20 protein-coding genes are annotated in these 17,303 nt (G+C 71.4%); 13 read left to right on the plus strand and 7 right to left on the minus strand.

What is annotated here, in order from left to right; genetic code table 11:
• Positions 1-152: 152 nt before the first annotated feature.
• The 3 genes from Aau02nite_RS07130 to Aau02nite_RS07140 form a co-directional block, all read right to left on the minus strand.
• Positions 153-608, minus strand: coding sequence for an NfeD family protein (locus Aau02nite_RS07130; protein WP_212987512.1), 456 nt, complete (start codon positions 606-608; stop codon positions 153-155).
• 233 nt (positions 609-841) lie between these two features.
• Positions 842-1,954, minus strand: coding sequence for a baeRF2 domain-containing protein (locus Aau02nite_RS07135; RefSeq protein WP_212987513.1), 1,113 nt, complete (start codon positions 1,952-1,954; stop codon positions 842-844).
• A 104-nt stretch (positions 1,955-2,058) separates the two neighbouring features.
• Positions 2,059-2,334 carry a GlsB/YeaQ/YmgE family stress response membrane protein gene (locus Aau02nite_RS07140; RefSeq protein WP_212987514.1) on the minus strand — a complete coding sequence of 92 codons (276 nt, stop codon included), beginning with the start codon at positions 2,332-2,334 and terminating at the stop codon, positions 2,059-2,061.
• Between the two features lie 175 nt (positions 2,335-2,509).
• Here Aau02nite_RS07140 and Aau02nite_RS07145 point away from each other — a divergent pair, with 175 nt between their 5' ends.
• The 6 genes from Aau02nite_RS07145 (at position 2,510) to Aau02nite_RS07170 (ending at position 6,406) form a co-directional block, all read left to right on the plus strand.
• Entirely contained in the window at positions 2,510-2,878 is a 369-nt protein-coding gene (locus tag Aau02nite_RS07145; RefSeq protein WP_212987515.1) for a PRC-barrel domain-containing protein, read from the plus strand.
• Between the two features lie 103 nt (positions 2,879-2,981).
• Positions 2,982-3,251, plus strand: coding sequence for a GlsB/YeaQ/YmgE family stress response membrane protein (locus tag Aau02nite_RS07150; RefSeq protein ID WP_212987516.1), 270 nt, complete (start codon positions 2,982-2,984; stop codon positions 3,249-3,251).
• Positions 3,252-3,629: 378 nt separating this feature from the next.
• The gene (locus tag Aau02nite_RS07155; protein WP_212987517.1) at positions 3,630-4,175 is read left to right on the plus strand and encodes a hypothetical protein; all 546 of its coding nucleotides are present in this window, start codon (positions 3,630-3,632) and stop codon (positions 4,173-4,175) included.
• 1 nt (position 4,176) lies between these two features.
• Complete coding sequence (locus Aau02nite_RS07160; protein WP_212987518.1) at positions 4,177-4,509, plus strand: hypothetical protein; 333 nt, start codon at positions 4,177-4,179, stop codon at positions 4,507-4,509.
• Positions 4,510-4,535: 26 nt separating this feature from the next.
• A complete protein-coding gene (locus Aau02nite_RS07165) occupies positions 4,536-5,306 on the plus strand; it encodes a hypothetical protein (RefSeq protein ID WP_212987519.1) in 771 nt (256 codons plus the stop codon).
• Positions 5,306-6,406 (plus strand): S8 family peptidase, encoded by a 1,101-nt coding sequence (locus tag Aau02nite_RS07170; protein ID WP_212987520.1) that lies wholly within the window; start codon positions 5,306-5,308, stop codon positions 6,404-6,406. The genes Aau02nite_RS07165 and Aau02nite_RS07170 overlap by 1 nt, the downstream gene beginning before the upstream one ends.
• Positions 6,407-6,408: 2 nt before the next feature.
• Here Aau02nite_RS07170 and Aau02nite_RS07175 read toward each other — a convergent pair whose 3' ends face one another.
• Positions 6,409-6,678, minus strand: coding sequence for a hypothetical protein (locus tag Aau02nite_RS07175; RefSeq protein WP_212987521.1), 270 nt, complete (start codon positions 6,676-6,678; stop codon positions 6,409-6,411).
• Positions 6,679-6,867: 189 nt separating this feature from the next.
• Here Aau02nite_RS07175 and Aau02nite_RS07180 point away from each other — a divergent pair, with 189 nt between their 5' ends.
• Together Aau02nite_RS07180 and Aau02nite_RS07185 are read left to right on the plus strand one after the other, a co-directional pair.
• The gene (locus Aau02nite_RS07180; RefSeq protein WP_212987522.1) at positions 6,868-7,884 is read left to right on the plus strand and encodes an SMP-30/gluconolactonase/LRE family protein; all 1,017 of its coding nucleotides are present in this window, start codon (positions 6,868-6,870) and stop codon (positions 7,882-7,884) included.
• A gap of 27 nt (positions 7,885-7,911) precedes the next feature.
• A complete protein-coding gene (locus Aau02nite_RS07185; RefSeq protein WP_212987523.1) occupies positions 7,912-9,582 on the plus strand; it encodes a PQQ-dependent sugar dehydrogenase in 1,671 nt (556 codons plus the stop codon).
• Between the two features lie 120 nt (positions 9,583-9,702).
• On the opposite strand, the gene Aau02nite_RS07190 is transcribed toward Aau02nite_RS07185, so the two are convergent.
• A complete protein-coding gene (locus tag Aau02nite_RS07190) occupies positions 9,703-10,428 on the minus strand; it encodes a hypothetical protein (RefSeq protein ID WP_212987524.1) in 726 nt (241 codons plus the stop codon).
• A gap of 182 nt (positions 10,429-10,610) precedes the next feature.
• On the opposite strand from Aau02nite_RS07190, the gene Aau02nite_RS07195 reads away from it, so the two are divergent.
• The 5 genes from Aau02nite_RS07195 to Aau02nite_RS07215 all read left to right on the plus strand — a co-directional run bounded on the left by Aau02nite_RS07195 (position 10,611) and on the right by Aau02nite_RS07215 (position 14,526).
• The gene (locus Aau02nite_RS07195) at positions 10,611-11,315 is read left to right on the plus strand and encodes an alpha/beta fold hydrolase (RefSeq protein WP_212987525.1); all 705 of its coding nucleotides are present in this window, start codon (positions 10,611-10,613) and stop codon (positions 11,313-11,315) included.
• 64 nt (positions 11,316-11,379) lie between these two features.
• The gene (locus Aau02nite_RS07200; RefSeq protein ID WP_212987526.1) at positions 11,380-11,925 is read left to right on the plus strand and encodes a hypothetical protein; all 546 of its coding nucleotides are present in this window, start codon (positions 11,380-11,382) and stop codon (positions 11,923-11,925) included.
• A 212-nt stretch (positions 11,926-12,137) separates the two neighbouring features.
• Complete coding sequence (locus tag Aau02nite_RS07205; protein ID WP_212987527.1) at positions 12,138-13,031, plus strand: universal stress protein; 894 nt, start codon at positions 12,138-12,140, stop codon at positions 13,029-13,031.
• The gene (locus Aau02nite_RS07210; RefSeq protein ID WP_212987528.1) at positions 13,001-13,291 is read left to right on the plus strand and encodes a DUF3040 domain-containing protein; all 291 of its coding nucleotides are present in this window, start codon (positions 13,001-13,003) and stop codon (positions 13,289-13,291) included. Before Aau02nite_RS07205 ends, Aau02nite_RS07210 begins: the two co-directional genes overlap by 31 nt.
• Positions 13,292-13,506: 215 nt before the next feature.
• Positions 13,507-14,526, plus strand: coding sequence for a S66 peptidase family protein (locus Aau02nite_RS07215; protein WP_212987529.1), 1,020 nt, complete (start codon positions 13,507-13,509; stop codon positions 14,524-14,526).
• Here Aau02nite_RS07215 and Aau02nite_RS07220 read toward each other — a convergent pair.
• Positions 14,518-15,294 carry an FkbM family methyltransferase gene (locus Aau02nite_RS07220; protein WP_212987530.1) on the minus strand — a complete coding sequence of 259 codons (777 nt, stop codon included), beginning with the start codon at positions 15,292-15,294 and terminating at the stop codon, positions 14,518-14,520. The genes Aau02nite_RS07215 and Aau02nite_RS07220 overlap by 9 nt on opposite strands.
• Before the next feature lie 50 nt (positions 15,295-15,344).
• A complete protein-coding gene (locus Aau02nite_RS07225) occupies positions 15,345-17,294 on the minus strand; it encodes a S9 family peptidase (protein WP_212987531.1) in 1,950 nt (649 codons plus the stop codon).
• Between the last annotated feature and the right edge of the window lie 9 nt (positions 17,295-17,303).

The following is a 17,303-nucleotide window of genomic DNA, read 5'->3' on the forward strand; positions in this document are numbered from 1 at the left end:
ACCCAGCCGCTCCACCACATCATGCCGCTGCTGCGGAACGATCCGGACAGCCTTCACGAGGACGATGACGGCAAACAAGAGAACAACAGCAATGATGATACCGGCGACGGCATCCATGTGCGTGAACCACCTTTTCTCAGTTGGAGCACAGGCTAGGCCTGGAAATCGGTCATGTCAGACAGGTCGTCCCGCCAGACCACCGCTGTTCCTGCATTGATCTCGGCAATCCTGACTCGCTCGCCGGGAGGGTACGTGACGGCACTCTCCAGAGAACGCGCCTGCCACAGCTCGCCGTCGATCTTCACCATGCCGTGCTCCGCGTCCACCTGCTCCACGACGACCGCGGCGGCGCCCTGCATCGCCTCCATGCCCAGACCGACCGGGCCGGGCCTGCTCAGATGGCGACGCAGGGCTGGTCGAGCAGCCGCGAGGGTCAGCGCCGACACCGCGACGAACACACCGGCCTGCAGGGGCACAGGCGCACCGAGTGCGGCCGCGGCAGCGGCCGCCAGCGCACCCGCCGAGAACATGATGAGAAAGAGAGTGGCCGTGAAGATTTCCGCGACGGCGAGTACCGCAGCGACAACAACCCACAACACCACATCCATACTTCGATCGTGACACGGCCGCGCCGATTCAACCACCGGAGTTTCCGCCGGCCGTATTGAATCTCATCATTGACCGTCACTGTCATGAGATCGTCATGATTCCGGGGAGCAACGCACATGTGGCCGGCGTAAATTTCTTTCCTTGCGCGTGGTTCGCCATGCCCCCGGCCGGCGGGAGCGCACGTGTCGCCAGGGCGCTGGTGACTCCGGCCTCGTCTCGGCGGTGGGAGGGCTCAGCGGTAGCGCAACAACGCGGCGACGCCGTCCACGGCCAGGGCGGGCGTGTCCGCCGGCACGATCCGTACCGCGGCGCCGGTGCTCAGCGCGGCGCGGACGACGACGTCTTCCAGCGCCGCGGACCGTGGTTCCGGTACGCCGCGTGCGATCAGGTGATCGGACCGCAGAGCGGCGCCGGCCGTTGCCGGGTCGAAGAATGCCCGGCGTCCAGCCGTCCTCGTGGGGTCGAGCAGCACGGTGTCGGCCTGCCCGCGGCCCAGCGCCTGCAGGGTGACGTCGGCTCCGGTGGTGGCGAGGTTGCCCTGTCCCTGTTCGCGGGCCAGGGCTCGCAGCGCTTCGCCGGTCTCGGCGTCGGCCTCGGCGGCGACGAGGTCTTGGGCGCGCCGCAGCGCCTCCTCGAGGTCGCCGTAGTCGCCCTGCACCTCGGACACCAGGTCGCTCACCCGGACCGGCAGCTGGTCGCGGAGGAACTGGACCGCCCGGACGTCACCGCTGATGACGACCAGGCCCGGCTGATGGGCGTCGACCAGACGCGTCAGTGCGTCGGCGACCTCACGGGCGTTGGCATCCCAGCGGTTCTCCGCCCGTTGCTGGAAACGCCTTTGCGACCAGCCACCCGGCGCGGACCGGGTGACGTGCAGATCCTCGCCTTCCACGGACACCCGCCGGTCGGCGTCGTCGGGTTGCACCACGATCAGCTCGGCGCCCAGCCGGTCGGTGACCACCACGACATGCGGGACGAGGCGCTGCATCGTGGCGAGCAACGGCGTCAGATGCGGCAGGTCGGAGAGCACAGCGATGTCTTCCCGGGGCGGCCGGGGCAGGTGAGCGCGGTAGAGCACACCACCGGCATGGGCGATGACGGTGAGAGAATCACCGTCGCGGTGTGCCCCGTCCGTCAGCGGATCCACCGCGGCCAACGCTGTTTCCGGCGCCCCTTGCCCGGCCAGTCGTCGACGCAGGTTGCGCCACCGCAGGGCCACCTGCTCGGCGGCGTCGGGCAATGCCCCCCGGGTGGTCAGATACACCGAGACGAAAGGGCCTTCGGCGTCGAACAGGTGCGGTCCGGGTTGCCGGACCGGCGCGGGCCGGTTCGTGACGATGGACAAGATGGTTCAGCTCCTTGATCACAGCGGATGGGCGGTACGGCTTGCCCACCTTGGTTGGTGCTCCGGCCATGGCGGCGAGGAGCGATGATTGCCGGTGCCGGCGGTCAGCGCACGCCCCGATGGCGCCGTCCGGCCGTGCCGGCGACCACGGCCACGCCCAGGGCGGCCAGCGCCACCTGCGCCAGCAGTTCGAGGAAGCTGAACCCGGAGGTGTCGACGCCGACGGCCCGGGCGAGAACGGTGCCCAGCAGCGCAGCGACGACACCGATGAGCATGGTCAGCCAGATCGGAATGTTCTGCCTGCCTGGTACGGCCAGGCGCCCGAGTGCACCGACGATGAGGCCGACGATCAGTGCGGTGATGATTCCGGTAACGGTCATCATTGATCTCCCCAGATGTGTGTCCCTTCGAATAACCGCCGCCGACCAGAAATAACGTGACAGTCTCGTGACGAATGCGGGGAGATGCAACTGTCATACCGCCGTGGGGAATCCGTTACACGGGCATTGAAATGTTGCTGGTGTACGGCGACGGGACTCCGAGAAAGGAGCGACCATGGACATGCAGTTCGCGACCATGATGCGATTGCGCGACAGCGAGCAGCTGTTGTCCGATCCGGACCACGACATCCGCGGACGCAGAGTCGTGGATTGTGACGGCCATGAGATCGGCAAGATCGACGAGCTGCTGATCGACACGGAATCGAAGAAGGTGCGGCTGCTCCGCGTCGAGCACGGCGGACTGTTCGGCATCGGCGCCATGCCGTTGTACATTCCGGCTGAAGCGGTCGTGCACGTGAGCAGGGACGTGGTCACTGTCAACCGGTCCCGCGCACAGGTGGCCGAAGCGCCCCCATACGATCCCGACCTGTTCGACGGTGACAAGTACTTCGCCCGTCTGCACCGGCACTACGGCCGAACCTGATCGACGTGACCCGTCCGCATCCTGAATCCGAACCTGCACCAGGTTTGATCAGCACCTCCCTGCGGGAACCTGGTGCCTGCCCACCCCGCATCGAGGAGCTGACGTGGAAGTAACCGGGATCATCACCGCCATCATCATCGGCCTGATCATCGGCGCGCTCGGGCGCCTGGTCGTACCGGGCAGGCAGAACATCCCGATCTGGCTGACCCTGCTCATCGGCGTCGTTGCCGCCATCATCGGTACTTTCATCGCCTCCGCCCTCGGCGTCGACGACACCGGCGGCATCGACTGGATCGAGCTGCTCATCCAGGTCGTGGTCGCCGCGATCGGCGTCAGCCTCGTGGCCGGCCTCTACGGCCGTAACCGCCGCTGACCGTCGCATTCCGCTAGTGCCCGCCCACAACGTCGTGGGCGGGCACTAGCGCGTTTCCGTAACCTCCGGCACGGGGCGGCCCGCCGCCCCGTGCCGCGCCGACGTCGGATCCCGGACTCCCGGACGCCGGGGTCCCGCACGGGGCGACGCCATCGGTGATCAAGCCGCTACCATGTCGCTGCGCTGCACGGGGGCAGTCGCCGGCGTCCATCGTGACGCGCGGAACGGGGGGAGGGCGCTTTGCCGGGCAATGAATACGCCGATGGTCCGGAGGAGAGGCTCGAACGGCTCGCCTCGTCGGTCCGGTCGTTGCAACGGGTCGTGCGATCCGCCACCCGCACAGCTGACCGCCATCGCGGCAGCGACGCCAGTGGGCTGGTGACGATGGTGGCGGACAACGCCGGTCAGGTGGAGTCCGTCCGCGTCGACCCCGACTGGTTCGTCCGCCACACTTCCGCCTCGCTGGGTCCGGCGCTGTTCGAGGCTTACCAGGCGACGATGACGAAGGTCATGGAAGCCGCCGTCGCGTTGATGGACGCCGCCGAGGACGAGGAGCGCGGCCGGTACGACGCCGCCGCCGGCGGCCTGCGCTCACCGGCCGGTGACACCGGGCGACCGCAGGACGTGCACATGCCCACCTTCGACGACGTGCGCGACGCGCTGCGGACCATCGAGAACCGCCAGTACGAGCGGGAGTACCAGCGGGACCGGCGGCGGACCGAGCGCCCGGAGGAACGGCTCGTGTACGGGCCGTACCACGTCGTGGCGGTGCTGCACCGGGGCGCCGGCGTGGCCGAGCTCGCCGTCGTGAACGCGGTCAGCCGGGACCGCATCAGCACTCTCGAGCAGGACACCGTGCTGGCGCTGCGGGCGCCGCGCGAGCCGGACGGCAATGCCGACGATCGGGAAACGGAGGGCTGGTGACATGCCCGGAGACAACGAAGAGATCAGGGTCGTCCTCAGCGCGTTCGAGGCGGAGGCCAGGAAGTGGACGGATCTGGCCGATCTCATGCTCGCGCTGCGCAACAAGTCCAGCGCGCTGGGGTTGAACCCGACGGCGTTCTTCTGCGGCAATCCGGGGACCGCGCTCGCGCTCTCCGGCGCCTATGACGGCATCTTCGATCTGGTGAACACGCTGCTGACCGATGCCGAGGCCGAGTTCGACCAGATCGCCGGCGCACTGCTGATCGCCCGGGACCTGTACGACGGCACCGACCGCACCAGCGCCTCCTCCTTCGTCAAGATCTACGGCGAATAGACGCGAGCGGGCAGAAGGAGACTCCGATGGCACCAGCAGGTGACAAGGCCGCCGCCGACGCGACGCTGCAGGCGGCGATCGACAAGCTGACCGGCGAGATCGACCGCATCTCCCCCGAGTACGACAAGTTGATCGACAAGATCAACAGCTGCCTGCGGGACGCGTCGTTCGTGTCCCCGGTCGGCGCCTACCTGTTCGGCCGCAAGGTGCAGGGCAAGGTCACCGAGCTGGGCGGCGCCCTGAAGGGGGTCGGCGACGAGGTCGGCAAGTACCTCAGCGCGTCGGTGCCGGTCTTCTCCCTGATCGACCGGGGCTTCGGCTGGACCGACAACGTGCTCCCCGACCTCAGCGGCGCGGTCAGCGTCGCGCGCGACATCAAGCCCAACGCGCTGCACGCCTGGGGCGGCGAAGCCGGGCGGGCCTACCTGGAGAAGCGCTGGGGCCAGGAGAAAGGCCTGCAGGGAACGACCAACGTGGTCAAGGACACCGGGCAGTGGCTCGTGGACATCGCCGCACTCAACGCCAAGTTCCTGGTCGACCTCACCCAGCCGGTCATCGATCTGATCGAGGCCATCGTCGAGGCGGCCATCGAGCTGTGGTCGGTGATCGGCGTCCTGGAGGCCATCGACACGATCGCGGCGGCAGTCGCCGACTGTCTCGGGGCGGTGCTGGAGATCCTCAAGGAAGCCACCAAGCACATGGCCGACAGCGTCAGCGGGCTCAGCCAGGCAAAGATCATCGTCAACAACAACGACGTCTTCCCGGGCGGGAAATGGCCGCAGGCGGTCAACCGCTGATGGCGATGTCCCAGCGGTTCGCGGCGGCCCTGCTCGCGGCCGGCGCCGCTCTCACCCTGGGCGGTCCGGCCGCCGCCGCGCCGCCCCGTGATCAGCAGTGGTATCTGGATCGCATCGGCATCCCGCAGGCCCACGCCCTCACCACGGGCCAGGGCGTGCTGGTCGGGATGTTCCAGTCGGCGGTGGACACCGGCGACCCCGACCTCGCCGGCCGGGTCCGGCCCGCGCAGTACGTCGGCTCCGGCGGCGACATCAAGCCGCGCCCGGCCGGCGCCGAATCCGCCGCCGCGCGGGCGATCGGCACCGGGCTGACCGGACTGGTCGTCGCCCGCGGCGGCACCGGTCCGCTCGGCGTGGCCCCGGGAGCCGCGATCCAGCCGATCAACGGACCGGTCGGTGCGGAGAAGGTGTCGCAGGCGCTGCGCTGGCTCGTCGACCGGGGCGCGAAGGTCATCGACATGTCCGGCGGATTCACCGTGGACGACGACACCGAACGCATCGACGGCATCAACTATGCGCTGGCCAAGGACGTCGTTGTCATCGTGGACGCGCGCCGGGCCGACCGCCTGCCCGAGGGGGCCACCACCGGCGTGCTGGTCGTCGGTGGTGTCACCGACGAGACGGAGCGCGACGGCACAGCTTCGTTCGGGAGCCGGATCGACCTGTCCGCGCCCGGCGCGACACTGGGACTGGTCGGGCTCACCGGCGAACGCTCGAGCGGGCGGCCGTACGGGCCGATCGCCGCGCAGGGCGACCTCCAGGCGTGCGCCATCACCGCGGGCGTCGTCGCGCTCGTCCGCGCGCGCCATCCCGAGCTCAACGCCGCGTCGGTGATCGACCGGTTGCTGGGCACGGCAACCGATGCCGGCCCGCCGGGCCCGGACTCGACGTACGGGGCCGGCGTGGTCGACGCCGACGCCGCACTGACGACCGATCGTCCCGCGGTCACGGCGAACCCGCTGGGCGATCCCGGACCGCCGGACAGCGACGGCCTGCTCGCCCGCTACGGCGTGGCGCTGGCCGCGGTGGCCGCCGGCTTCGTGGTGGCAGCCGTGGTCGTGCTCGTGCTGACGATGCGCAGGCGTCGCCGGCGCGGCTGAGGTCAGGTCCGGATCCGCCGCATGCAGGTGGCCTGGGCGCCCACGTCCACGGTCACCACTTCCCACCCGCGGGTCTCCAGCAGCTCCACCGCCGACAGCATCTGGTCGGGCGGGCCGTTGTTGCCGGTCTTGAGCCGGAATCCCGCACCGCCGGAGAACAACGACGCCGCCGACGGTGTCACGTAGATGTACCGGAACGGGTAACCGTCGAGCGACACCCGGCCGGCCAGGATGTCGTCGGCCGAGAAGATTCGCGGAGGGCGGGGCTGCATCGCACCACTATGCCCGGCCGCCCGCGACCGCGGTCGGATCGGGTGCGCGCGGCGCGGTCACCGACTCGGACGGGCACCTCCGCGTAACATTTTTTCGTGCCAGTTTTCGGGTCATTGTCGCCGTTTGGTGGATTTCTGACCGGTGGGCTATCGTTCGATCGTTGTCGATGTCTGACCCCGAGGATGCGCATGAAGACGCGGAGTGCGTTGGTGGCCGTGAGCACGGCCGGCCTGCTACTGGTCGCCGGCACGACAGCAGCGACGGTGGCCCACGCCGCTGACCTTCCGCCCGGCGCCCCGCCCGGGGTCTGCCCGGTCGATACGGAGCACGGTCCCCCGCTCGCCTCGCCGACGACCACCGCTTCGCGACTCTTCGGCGCCCGCACGTTCCTCGAGGGCCCGGTCTGGGTGGCCGATCCCGGCTACCTGCTGATGTCCGACATGCGCGCGGCGACCGGCCCGCAGCGTGTGCAACCGTCGACCATGCTGCGGTACACCCCGGGTCCGGCGACGGTCGAGACGGTTGTCGCCGAGTCCGGCAGCAACGGGCTGGCCCTGTCCCCGGACGGGACGTCGATCGTCGCGGCCACGCACGACCAGCGCAGCGTCTCCCGCTATCAGCTCGCCGATCTCTCCCGGCAAACGGTGGCCGCCACCTTCCAGGGAGCGGCGTTCAACTCGCCGAACGACGTGACGGTGCGCTCCGACGGCGTCGTCTACTTCACCGATCCCGATTTCCAGCGCGGCCGGCGAGCCGACGCCATGAACGGCCGGACCAGCGTCTTCCGCGTCTCCGGCAGCACGGTCACGCTGGTCGACGACGGCCTGCGGCAGCCCAACGGCATCGCGCTGTCCCCCGACGGCGGCACGCTCTACGTCGGCGCCTACGGCGAGAACAAGATCTACAGCTATCCCGTACGGGCGGACGGCAGCACCGGCCCCCGGACGCTGTTCGCCTCGATCGCGGGACCCGACGGCGGCACCATCGACTGCGCCGGCAACGTCTACTGGGCCTCCGGCACCGACGGGCTCGTCCACGTCTTCAGCCCCACCGGCGTCAAGCTCGGCACCGTCGCCTCCGGAGCGGGCACGACGAACGTGGCCTTCGGCGGCACCGACCGGCAGACGCTGTTCATCACCTCCGGACGGACGGGTGACTCCGGCCTGTACAGCGTGCACCTCGGCGTACCCGGCTACCCGTACTGACCACCCCGTTGTTCGAAGGGTCCATCGATGTCCGCACCGCGCGCTCTTTCCGCCCTGGTTGCTGTCCTGATCGCCGTACCGGTGGCCGTCGGATCCCCGGTCCGGGCCGCCGCGGCCGACACCCGGCCGCCGACCGCCCCGACCGGCCTGGTGGCCAGTGACCTCAGCTGCTCCTCGGTCACGCTGACCTGGTCGGCGTCCACCGACGACACCGGCGTCGCGTTCTACGACCTCTACCACGACGGCCAGGCGATGAGCTCCACCCCCGCGGAGGTCCGGACCGTCACCGTCGGCGTGGTCCCCGGCGCCCGGTGGGGCTTCTACGTCAACGCCCGCGACGCCGCCGGCAACGTCTCCCAGGCCAGCAACACGGTGTCGGTCACCCCGCCCTTCTGTGCGCCGGACACCACCGCCCCCAGCACCCCGGCCGGGCTCACCGGCAGCGCTGTGGGCACGGCGGTGACGTTGCGGTGGTCGCCCGCGACCGACGATGTCGCCGTCACCGGCTACGACGTGCTGCGTGACGGCGTCAAGGTCGGCGGGCTCACCGGCTCGGCCGCCAATCCCCCGGCCACCACCTTCACCGACGTGGGCCTGACCGCCGACACCGACTACGCGTACGCGGTGATCGCGCGCGATGCGCAGGGCAACACCTCGCCGCCGAGCGACCCGGTCCGGGTCCGCACCGAGGCGTCCTGCGCGGCCGTGTGCGGCATCACCCAGGTGACCACGGAACGCGACCTGCCCTGGGGCCTGGTGCAACTGCCGGACGGCACGGTGCTCTACGGCCAGCGCGACCTGTTCACCATCCAGGCGATGGCTGCCGACGGCACGGGCAAGCGCAGCATCGGCAAGGTCCCGGACGCGGCCGGCACCGACGGCGAGGGCGGCGTGCTCGGCCTGGCGGTCTCCCCCAGCTTCGCCACCGATCGCTGGCTGTACGTCTACCACACCACGGCGACGGACAACCGCATCGTCCGCTTCCAGTACGACGGCACCCTGCGCACCGAGTCCCGGGAGATCCTGGTGACCGGGATCCCCCGCAACAAGTACCACAACGGCGGCCGCCTGCGGTTCGGCCCGGACGGCAAGCTCTACGCGGCCGCCGGCGACGGTCAGGATCCCGACCAGGCCCAGGATCTCGCCAGTCTCGGCGGCAAGGTGCTGCGGACCAACCCGGACGGCACCGTCCCGGACGACAACCCGTTCCCGGGCAGCTACGTGTGGAGCTACGGTCACCGCAACCCGCAGGGCCTGGCCTTCGACTCGCAGGGCCGGCTGTGGGAGCAGGAGTTCGGCAACAACGTGGCGGACGAGACCAACCTCATCGTCAAGGGCGGCAACTACGGCTGGCCGGCCTGCGAGGGAACGGTCGGCGACGCCTGCGCCACCGAGGACTTCATCGCCCCGGCGCAGACCTATCCGGTGGCGGCGGCCTCGTGCAGCGGCATCGCCATCGTCCGCGACGTCATGTACATCGCCTGCCTGCGCGGCACCCGGCTGTACCGCGCGGCGATCGACGGCGATCGGCTGACCGGGATGCAGCAGTACTACGCGGGCACGTACGGCCGGCTCCGCACGGTCGAGCCCACCATCGACGGCGGCCTGTGGCTGACCACCAGCACCCGCGGCGACAAGGACAGCGTCCCGCGCAACAGCAACGAGAGGATCTTCCGGATCACCCTGGGCGACGGCTGACCGGACCGGCGGCGACTCCCCCGGACGTCGGCAAGAGCGCCCTCATCGACTACGCCGGGCGCAACGCCGCAGGCGTCCGGGTGCTGCGCGCTGTTGCCGGTCGGCGGCTCCGAGCGCTGATCAGGGGTGATCGGGTCGGTCACCGGAGGGGGGCCGGCTGTCCGCTTCGGCCCAGGGGTCGATCGCCGGGATGCTGCCGGTGTGCGGTGGCAGCTCACGCTGGGCGGGAATGCCGAACGGGTGCGGTGTGCCCATGTCATAGCCGGGGTGCGGGGTGCCCGTGCCGCCCGTGTCGTAGCCGGGGTGCGGTTGCGGGGAGACGATCAGGACGTACCGGTTGCGGTGGCAGGCCTCGAAGAAGCGGTTGGAGGGTGGCACCGCGAGCAGGACGAGGGCCGTCAGCGCGGCCAGGGCCGTCAGCGCGTCGAGCAGGCCCGCGGTGAGGCCGTACACGGCCGGCATGACCTGCGCGACCGTGCCCGCGCCGGCGGACTCCGACGGCGCGTGCAAGGGGTCCGACAGGTTGCCGAGCCCGCCGCACAGCAGGAAGATCCCGCCGAGCACGTACGTGGTCACCCGGGCGTTCTTGCGGCCGTGGCCGTTGAGCACGGCCAGCAGGGCGGCTCCGCCGGCGAAGAGGATGTCGAGCGTGGCGCTGACGATGCTGCGGGAGCCGGACCCCGTCTCGCCGGTGTAGGCATCGCGGTAGACGCTCAGGTCCGTGTTGACGAACACCAGCTCGGTGGCCGCGGACATCAGGGACAGCACCGCGACCCCGAACAGCAGCGCGGACGAGAACCGCATGCTGGTGGGCGACGTCGGCGGTATCGGTGGTGCCACACGCATGCGAGACAAGGTAGACCCTCGTGGCCCGGCTGCCGCGTGGTGGGCTCGGAGGGCAGGATTTCGTGTTCATCCGTCCGACCGCCCGCCGAGCGCGACCAGTGAGTTCGCCCGTGATCTGACGGGCGCCAGTGACCGCCCGGTCGTCGCACACTGATCGCGTCAGCAGCTATGAGGAGGAAGCCATGTCAGAGAAGCTCACCGTCGTCCTGGTCCACGGCGCTTTCGCGGAATCCGGCGGCTGGGGTCCGGTCGTGCAGCGCCTGCAGGCCGACGGACACCAGGTGATCGCCGCGGCCAACCCGCTGCGCTCGGTCGCGTACGACGCCGCGCAGGTCCGGGCGCTGGTCGACACGATGGACGGGCCGGTCGTGCTGGTCGGGCACTCCTACGGCGGCCTGGTGATCAGCAAGGCCGCCGCCGGGGCGAGCAACGTCAAGGCGCTGGTCTTCATCGCCGCGTTCGCCCCCGAGGCCGGCGACAGCGCCGCCTCCCTGTCGGGCAAGTACCCGGGCAGCACCCTGGCCGAGACGCTGCGGCCGGTCCCGCTGCCGGACGGCAACCAGGACATGTACGTCGCCCAGGAGCTCTACCAGCAGCAGTTCGCCGCCGACGTGCCGCCGGAGACCACCCGGATCATGGCCGCCACCCAGCGACCGATCACCCTGGCGGCGCTGCAGGAGCCGGCCGAGGGCGAGCAGGGGTGGACGACGATCCCCAGCTTCTTCCTGATCGCCGAGGCGGACAAGAACATCCCGGCCGCCGCGCACCACTTCATGGCCGAACGCGCCAAGGGCCACACCGTCAGCATCGACGGCGCCTCCCACGCGGTCTTCGCCTCCCACCCGGCCGAGGTCACCGACCTCATCCGGCAGGCCACCACCGTCTGAGCACCGCAGCATCCCGTCATGATCGAACCGGTCCGGGCTGGACAGGACGGCCGATAGTGGGCTGATGAGACGGTGGATCCCGGCGGTGGCACTCCTGGCTCTCGTGGCTGCCTGCGACGCCACGGTTCCCCGGCCCGCGCCGTCGGTGTCCGCTGCCTGGGCGCCGCCGCCCCTGCGGCTGCCGGCCATCGCCGCCGGGACGCCGTGCCCGGTGACCCCGCCGACGCCCGCGAGCCCGCCCGGCGAGCCGGTGCTCGGCGACGGGCCGGTGCACCCGGTGGCCTACTACTTCGGGCATCCGGGCACGGTCCTGCGGCTGCGGCCCGCCGACCGCCACCCCGACGGCACCTACGAGGTGAAGGTCCGCTGGACCAGCGCCGGATATCGGGGACCCGTCCTGATCCGGGCCGGGCGCATCGACGGCCCGGGAACAGCTCTGAGCGCCTTCTCCTACACCGGGGAGGACCGCGACGGCGGCCACTACGCCGTCATCGAGAACGACCCGGGAGACCTGCCGGGCACGACCACGGTCAGCGGCCCGGGCTGCTACGCGATCCAGGCCGACGGCACCACCTTCAGCACCACGATCGTCTTCCTGGCCCGCTCGTGACCGTCCGCCCGGTGCGCCGCGTCGTTGCTCGCGACCGGCAATCCCCGGCCGCCGAGTTGTCCGCCGCGGGCCCTGTCAGCCGATCGCGAGCCCGCCGATAGTGGGGAGAGGCGGCTGCGCGGCGGCCCGGCCGCAGGATCCATACAGGAAGGATCACCATGCACCCCTCTGCAGAGCGGCCAACACCGCTACCGGCGCGCGACGTCGCGCCGGTGGTTGTCGGATTCGACGGTTCGGCGCATGCGCTGTCGGCCGTCGGCTACGGGGCCCGGGAGGCGCTGCGGCGCGGGTGCGGTCTGCGCGTGGTGCATGCTTTCGGCCGGCCGGTGATCCTGCCGCCGTTCCATGCCCCGTACGACGAGCACGGTCAGGGACCCCGGGCGGCGATGCTGGATCTCCTGGCCCGGACCGCGCAGCAGCTGCGGGCCGGTCATCCTCAGCTGGCGGTGACCACCCGCCTGATCGACGGGTCACCCGGCGCGGTGCTCATCGAGGCCGCGCGCGAAGCTCAGCTGCTCGTCCTCGGCCATCGCGGCCTGGGCGGGTTCGCCGGGCTCCTGCTCGGCTCGGTGGCCGCCCAGGTCGCCGCCCATGCTCGCGGCCCGGTCGTGGTGGTACGCGGCGACCCGCCGCCGGAGGGCGCGCCCGTCGTGCTCGGCACCGATGGTTCGCCGGCGGCCAACCGGGCCGCTGAGGTCGCGTTCGCCGAGGCGCAACTTCGCGACGTCGAGCTGATCCTGGCCCACCACGGTCCGGCCGGAAAGAGCTCCGCGGGCGCCATGGTGACCGGCAATCCCGACTTCTGGGCGGCGGCAGGCGACGCGGGCGCGCTCGGTGCCGGTGCGCGGTATCCGGACGTCAAGTACCGCACCGAGGTCGTGCCGGGTGACTCCGCGGCGTCCGCGTTGATCGTCTTCGCCCGCCGCACCTCGGCCGGCCTGCTGGTCGTCGGCCCGCGAGGACTGGGCGGTTTCCGGGGGCTGGTGATGGGCTCGACGTCCCGGAATCTGATCGAGCACGCCGCGTGCCCGGTGATGGTGGTTCCCGCGGCCCGCGACGCGGAGAGGAGGCAGACATGCTCAGCGACGCCGAACGGCGCAGATTGACGGAGATCGAGAACGAGCTGCGGTTCGAGGACCCCGGGTTCGCCGAGCGGCTCGGCCGCGTGCCGCCGCGCGGCCCCCGCGAGCGGCCCGGCATGACCGCACGCGGGTGGCTGGTCGCGGCCGCGCTCGTCATGGGCCTGGCGGTTCTGCTACGCAGCCCGGGCCTGGCCCTGATCGCGATGAGTGTGGCCGGCGTGAGCGCCGCGATCTGGCTGACCCGCTCGGCCGGCACCGATGGCCGGCCACCGCCCCGGCCGTAGCCCCGGGCGGCCGCTACCCGCACCGGTCCCCCGCCTTCCCCCGGCCATCGCCGGCCCGGTCACCCAGGGCGGTAACACCGTCGAGGTGGTCACCACCTGCGAGCCCGGCAAGCCGGTCACCGGCGACCTCCTCGTCCTCGCCGTACCCACGGGCCGTCCCGGCCGTCGAGCAGTATTGAGTAGCGCGTGGGAGCGCCGGCCAGAACACTGCGGCGGTGACCAGTACCGCGCTGCCAGAGCTGCTTCGGCCCCGCGCCCTCGGGCCCGGAGATCTCGTCGTCATCGCGGCGCTGTCCGGGCCCCTGCCGGCCGCCTACGAGTCCCATGTCGAGCAGACGGTGGTCGTGCTCGAACGGATGGGCTTCCGCGTACGTCGCGCCCCACTGCTCCGCACAGGACACCACCACTGGTGGAGCGCGGCCACGCCGGCCGAGATCGCCGCGGAGCTCAACGGGCTGCTGCGTGATCCCGAGGTACGCGCGATCGTCGCCAACGACGGCGGCCAGACGGTGCTCGGCTACCTCGACCTGATCGACGTCGAGGCGATCCGGGCCGACCCCAAGCCGATCCTCGGCTACAGCGACATCTCACTGCTGCATCTGGTGCTGTACGCGCAGACGGGCCTGGTCGGATTCCACGCCGACATGGCCACCCCCGGCTTCGGCGGGCACTGGCAGGCCGCGCCGGTGACCCGCCGGACCGAGCTCGAGCAGCTCTACTCCCGGTTGCTGACCAGCACCGAGGCGATCGGTGCGCTACCCGCGAGCCCGTCGTGGGAGTGCTGGCGGGCCGGGCGGGCCGAGGGCCGGCTCCTCGGCGGCGTGATCAACCGCATCGCGCTGTCGCAGGCGACGCCCTTCGCGCTCCCGCTCGAAGCCTTCGACGGTGCCGTGCTGTTCTGGGAGGAGATGGGCGGGCTGGCCTCGTACGTGTGGAGCTACCTGCACGTGCTGCGGCACCGCGGCATCCTCGACCGGATCTCGGGCATGGTCGTGGGCGTGCCCCGCGAGATCGCCGGGCTCGAGGGTCCCGACCCGTCCCCGAGCCTGGCCGAGATCGTCCTCGACGTGCTCGGCGACCGGGACATCCCGGTGCTGGGCAACGTCGAGGTCGGGCACGCCGGAGCGAACCTGCCGATGCCGGTCGGCATCCGCGTCGCCCTCGACGCGCAGCAACGGACGCTGGCCCTGCTCGAACCGGCGGTCACGCGAGCCGCCGGCCCGAACTCAGGCTGAGGTCTTCTTCGGCCGCAGCGCCCGGGTCAGCGTCCGGCCCAGCTTGCGGCGCCAACCGGCCGGCAGCCGGTGCCACAGCGGCCGAAGGCGTTCCCGGCCGCGGCGGGCGGGCGCGGCGAACTCGTACGTGGGGCTGGAGTTGAACACCTTGCCGGTGGCCCGGTAGCCGTACGGCCGGAGCACCTGCTCGATCTCGGCCACCAGCTCCGGGCTGTGCGCCTCGGCGTAGATCAGCGGACGCCACCGGGAGAGCACGCGCCGCGCGCCGCGCAGGGCCGCCGCCTCCATGCCCTCGACGTCGAGCTTGATCACCGCGACCGGCTGACGGCGCAGCACCTCATCGAGCTTGACGATCTCGAAGTGCTCCTTGGCCCAGTCCGGATCCGGGACGAAGCCCTTCTGGTGCTCCGGGGAGAGCTGGTTGACGGCCTGCCCGGCGCGGTCGGACAGGCCGACCTGGTGCAGGGTCACGCGGTCGGTCAGGCCGTTCGCGGTGATGTTACGCCGGACGACCTCGGCGAACCGGTTGACCGGCTCGAAGGCGTGCACGTGGGTCGACGGGCACAGCTGGGCGAACCAGACGGTGTGGGTGCCGAGGTGGGCACCGATGTCGACGTAGTCGCCGCGGCGGTTCAGCGATCGGATGTGCTCGAGGAACGGCTCCTCGTACACCTGATCCTTGAGCAACGGCCCGTAGACGTAGGGCGGCTCGGCGAACCCACTGTCGTCGAAGAACAGTTCGGTCTCACCGCGCTTGACCGTCAGCATCAGAACTCCGCTCGCGGGTCTTTCAAGATTCGAATGGTCCCGAGAGTGTGTCATATCGACGCGCGGTCGTGTGCAGGCCCGAGCCACCGGTCGAACCAGGCACGGGTACGGCGCAACACGTCGCGCTGGTGGTGGCGTTCACGCAACGCGTGAGGTTCCCGGGGATAGACGACGTACTCGTGCTCGACGGCGAATCTGCGCAGCGCACGGTGGTAGAACTCCGCCTGGGACACCGGGACGTTGGTGTCGTTCTCGCCGTGCAGGATCAGCACCGGCGTGCGGACCCCGGCGGCGTACGAGATCGGGCTGAGCCGGTCGTGGTGGTGCGGGCCCGGTCCCTCCCAGCCACTGCTGCCGCCGAGGGCGGACTCGAACCGTCCCAGCTCCCCCGTGGCGGCCAGCATCCCCCAGTCGCTGATCCCGGCCCCCATCACCGCCGCCTTGAACCGGCCGGTCTGCCCCACCGCCCACGCGGCCATGAAGCCGCCGTGGCTCCAGCCGCCGATGCCCAGCCGGTCCGGGTCGGCGACGCCGCCGGCGACGAGCAGATCGATGCCGGCGCTGATGTCGGTCCACTCCTGCAGGCCGACCGCCCCGGCGACACGGACCGCGAAGTCGTGGCCGCGGCCGGCGCTGCCGCGCGGGTTCGGCAGGAACACGGCGTAGCCGGCGGTCGCCAGCCACTGTCCGGACGGGTCCCAGTCGAGCATGAGCCGGTCGGCGTGCCGATCGTACGGGCCGCCGTGGACCAGGGTCACCAGCGGAAACGGCCCGTCGTCGCGGGAGCGGCCGGCGGGCAGGATCAGCAGGCCGTCGAGAGCCAGGCCGTCGGGCGCCTGGTAGGACAGGCGGTGCTGGCGGCCCCACCGGATGCCCCGCAGCTCGGGCCGGAGGTCGGTCAGCCTGGTCAGGGGCCCGTGCGCGGGGCCGGCGTGGACGTTGCGGGGCTCGTAGGCGGTGCTGACGACCGCCGCGAGAGCGTCACCGTGCCGGTTGGTGGTCAGCCACTTCGCGTGGCCGTCGATCCGGGACACCTCGACCGGACGGGACCCGGCCGGATCGAGCCGGTGGATCGCGGTGTCGAGGCCGTCGGCGACCAGCACCAGCGGCGGGCCGGTGCCGGCCTGGACCAGAGCGACCGGGCAGACGGTCGCGCCGGCGGTCAGGTTGCGGTGCTCGCCGGCCGGCCCGCTCACCGGTACGGCGACATCGAGCACTGCCTGCCCGCCCGCCAGCAGCGGCGGGGTGGTGGCGAGGTACGCCAGGTGCCAGCCGTCGGCGGCGGACCACCAGACCGGCGACGACGCGTCCGCCGCGGCCGGGCCGAGGTCGCGGGCCGGGCCGCCGGCCGGGTCGAGCAGGTGCAGAGCGGGCTCGATCGCGCCCGGGTCCACCTCGGGGCTGGACCAGCTGAGCACCGCCAGCATCCCGTCGCCCGGACGCTGGGTCACCTCGACGACGTGGCGGTCACCGAACCCGTCCGGTGTCCGGATCTGCCCGCTGCCGACGTCGAGCAGCCGCAACCGGTCCGGACGTACGCGTTCTCCCCACACCCGGGCGTCGTCGCGCTCGGTGGCCCGGCGCACGTCCTCGGCCGACGGCTCGTCGGCGGCGATCACGGCGACGAGATCGGGAGCGGCCAGCGGAAGATGCCCGGACACCCCGCCGGACCACGACGTCAGCGCCTCCACGACGCCGTCGCCCAGGGCGATGCGATGGACCTGTGCCGTGCCGCGCCCGGCCCGGTCGGAGAGAAAGTAGATCAGCCGCGAATCGGCGGCCCAGCGTGGCGCCGCATCGTGGGCCTCGCCCGAGGTGAGCCGTCGCGGCGGCTCGGTTCCGTCGGTGGCGGCGACCCAGACTTCACTCACGGGATGGTCACCGGCCCGACCGGCCGGAGCGACCACGTAGGCGACCCACCGGCCGTCCGGCGACAACGCCACCGCTTGCGGCACCCGGCCGTCGACGATCAGCTCCGCGGTGAGCGGTGTCCCGTCCATCGCGGCACA

The organism is Actinoplanes auranticolor, from assembly GCF_018332655.1.
In the GTDB taxonomy this organism is placed as follows: Bacteria; Actinomycetota; Actinomycetes; order Mycobacteriales; family Micromonosporaceae; genus Actinoplanes; species Actinoplanes auranticolor.